Origin of the sequence: Dietzia sp. DQ11-71 (assembly GCF_014144995.1) — a bacterium.
Lineage (GTDB): Bacteria > Actinomycetota > Actinomycetes > Mycobacteriales > Mycobacteriaceae > Dietzia > Dietzia kunjamensis.
In genome coordinates this window covers 1-2532 of the sequence record NZ_JAALDT010000509.1, presented here as the reverse complement: position 1 = coordinate 2532, position 2532 = coordinate 1, and the positions used below count along the sequence as shown (strand labels likewise).

Annotated in this window: 2 protein-coding genes; both read left to right on the top strand. The window is 71.1% G+C overall.

Features of this window, described 5'->3' with window-relative positions; translation table 11 throughout:
• The first annotated feature begins 2 nt into the window (after positions 1-2).
• Positions 3-1706 (top strand): peptidoglycan D,D-transpeptidase FtsI family protein, encoded by a 1704-nt coding sequence (locus tag G6023_RS15400; RefSeq protein WP_347570790.1) that lies wholly within the window; start codon positions 3-5, stop codon positions 1704-1706.
• 75 nt (positions 1707-1781) lie between these two features.
• Positions 1782-2532, top strand: a 751-nt coding sequence (locus tag G6023_RS15395; protein WP_241727901.1) for a Mur ligase family protein, incomplete at its 3' end; no start/stop codon positions are given.

Here is a 2532-nt window from a genome sequence, read left to right as displayed (position 1 = left end):
GGGTGCAGACCCTCGGGGGAACGGAGCTCGCGGCCCGCGCCGAGAGCCAACGCCAGGTCCACGAGGTCCTGCCCGCCACGCGGGGAGCGATCGTCGACCTCAACGGCGACCCCATCGCGTTCACCCGCGAGGCCCGCGATCTGTCGATCCAGCCGCTGGTCGAACAGCGCAACGCCGAGGCGCGACGGGAGCTCGACAGCACCAAGCCCACCTGGGACGAACTGGTCGAGGAGATCGCCGACGAGTTCGAGACCGTGCTCGGTGACGCCGTCGACCGCGACGAGATCGAGGCCAAACTCACCTCGGAGGGTGGCTTCACCTATCTCGTCCGCAACGTCGACGTCACGCTGGCCAACGCCATCACCCGCGAGTACCCCATGATCGGGGCCGAGCGGGTCGACATCCGTGAGTACCCGGGGGGCGCGCTCGCCGCGAACGTCGTCGGTGCGACGACGAAGAGCGACGAGGGCAAGCTGATCGGGCTCCAGGGCATCGAAGCGCACTTCAACGACGAACTGGACGGGGAGGACGGGCGGCAGACGTTCGACCGGGCCCAGGACAACACCGTCATCCCGGGCACCCTGCGCAACGTGACCGAGCCGCGCGACGGCGACACCATCCGCCTCACCCTGGACGCGGACCTGCAGTGGCACGTGCAGAAGGCCATCCAGACCGCCAAGGACACCTCCGGAGCCGAGGCCGCGTCCGCCGTCGTGCTCGATGCGCGCACCGGTGAGGTCCGCGCGATGGCCAACGACAACACGTTCAACCCGGCCGTCGGGGTCGGTGCCGAGCTCGAGCGGGGGGCGGACCTGGGCAACCCGGCGATCACCTCGCCGTTCGAACCGGGCTCCGTGCAGAAGATCATCACCGCCGCCGCCGCGATCGAGGCGGGGCTGACCGATCCGAACGAGGTCCACTCCGTGGACGGCAGCATCCGCATGGAAGGTGTCACCGTCTCCGACGCGTGGCAGCACGGCCCCACCCCGTACACCACCACCGGCATCTTCGGGAAGTCCTCCAACGTCGGCACACTCATGCTCGCCCAGCGGGTGGGCAAGGAGCCGTTCTCCGAGTACCTCGACAAGTTCGGCCTCGGCCAGCGCTCGGGGATCGAACTCGCCGGGGAGTCCGAGGGTCTGGTGCCCGACCTGCAGAACTGGCAGGGCGGCACCTTCGCCAACCTGCCCATCGGGCAGGGCCTGTCCATGACCACCCTGCAGATGGCGGGCATCTACCAGACCATCGCCAACGACGGTGTCCGCGTGCCGCCGCGGATCGTCGCCGAGCGCGTCGGCCCCGACGGCGAGCGCACCGAGACCGAGCGTCCCGAAGGTGAGCGGGTCATCAGCACCGAGACCGCCCGCACGGTGCGGGACATGTTCCGCTCCGTCGTGCAGTCCGGGGGCACCGGCCCGCAGGCCGCGGTCGCCGGCTACCAGATCAGTGGTAAGACCGGCACCGCGCAGCAGATCGACCCCGGGTGCTCCTGCTACTCCAACTCGCGCTACTGGATCACCTTCTCCGGCATCCTGCCCGCCGACGACCCGCGGTATGTGATCGCGATCATGCTCGACGCCCCCTCGCGCGGCGTGCTCGGGGCCTCCGCGGCCCCGCTCTTCCACGACATCGCATCGTGGCTGGTCAATCGCGACAACATCCCGCCGTCCGCCCCCGCGCCGGAACTGGTCCTGCAGGCGCGGTGATCAGCGTCCGGCAGGGTAGCGTGTAGCGGGTTCACGGGAGGGTAGCGAGCAAGGAAGGCGGGGCGAGGACAGGCGATGACGACAGCGCGAGAGCTGGCAGACGCGGTGCGGGCCACCCTTCTCGGCGACAGGACCCGGGGTGGTGACGACCTCGTGGGTGCAACGATCCGCGCACAGGACTGCGGCCCCGGGATCCTCTTCGCGGCACTGCCCGGCACGCGGGTCCACGGCGCCTCGTTCGGCGCCACCGCGATCGAGGCGGGCGCCGACGCCGTGCTCACCGACCCCGAGGGTCTCGAGATGATGGCCGCCGTGGCCGACCGGGTCCCCGTCCTCGTGCATCCGGACCCCCGATCCGTCCTCGGCGCGGTGTCCGCGGCGGTCGCGGGAGACCCCTCCGCCGCACTCGACGTCGTGGGGATCACCGGGACGTCCGGCAAGACCACCACCTCCTACCTCGTCGAAGCCGCGCTCGAAGGCGGCGGCCATGTCGCGGGCCTCATCGGCACCACCGGGAGCCGGGTCGACGGTCGGGCGCTGCCGAGTCGCCTCACGACCCCCGAGGCCCCCGAGTTCCAGGCCCTCCTGGCCCGGATGAGGGATGAGGGGGCCCGCGCGGTCGCGGCCGAGGTCTCCAGCCACGCCCTGCGGCTCGGGCGCGTGGACGGCACCAGGTTCGCCGTGGGTGCCTTTCTCAACCTGACCCAGGACCACCTGGATTTCCATCCGAGCATGGACGACTACTTCCGTGCCAAGTGCCGTCTGTTCGACGCCGAGGCCGACCCGGGGTCCGCGGTCCGCCCCGCCGAGCGGGCCGTCGTCGTGG